A 798-nucleotide genomic window follows, 5' to 3' on the forward strand; every position below is an offset into this window, starting at 1 on the left:
GATGGTTTCGCTTTTGATGACATCAATATAACAAGCGGATCTGGATGCTCGGCAGTTGCCATCAACTCCTTCCCTTATTTGGAGGATTTTGAATCAGGTACATTGGGCTCTGAATGGTGTGTTCCTTTTAATAGCTTTTCAAGTGTTGCTGTTTCTAGTTTAAATGAACCAAACAATGGCTCATATCACTTAACTATGGAAACTGTGCCAGCACGTAATATTGGTACAAATGAAGCGCTCTTATTTCTAGATCTTAGTGGCCAGACGAATTTGGAAATGGAATTCTACTGGAAGGAATTTGGAGATGAAAATGATATTGATGGAATTTTCCTTTCTGATGATGGTGGTTCAACTTTTACACGAATCACCTTTTTAAATGGTGAGAATTACACTAATAATACATGGAAAAAAATAATAATTGACTTAGATGAGATAGCTGCAGAAAATGCGTTGAGTTTTACAAATCAGTTTGTTGTAAGATTTCTTCACAGAGATAATTTCTTTATTGATCTAGCGGATTTGTCCACTTCTGATGGATTCGCTTTTGATGATATTGTCATCAGAACACCTGCTCCGTGTTTGCCCACCTATTCTACTTTACCTTTTGTTGATGATTTTGAATCAGGCGCCTTTGGCTCTGCATGGTGCATCCCCAATACCAGCTTTGCCCGAACCGAAGTGTCTAGTGAGAATGGACCCAATACAGGTTCCTACCATATGGTTATGGATACTGATCTAACAGGAACAGACGCTAGAAATGAAGCTTTATTACATTTGGACCTATCTGCTGAAACAGAT

General features: G+C 38.3%; 1 protein-coding gene. It reads left to right on the plus strand.

What is annotated here, in order from left to right; genetic code table 11:
* A partial coding sequence (locus E1140_RS21160; protein WP_221412586.1) for a hypothetical protein occupies positions 1-798 on the plus strand: 798 nt, incomplete at both ends.

The organism is Fulvivirga lutimaris (assembly GCF_009711525.1).
GTDB classification, from domain to species: domain Bacteria; phylum Bacteroidota; class Bacteroidia; order Cytophagales; family Cyclobacteriaceae; genus Fulvivirga; species Fulvivirga lutimaris.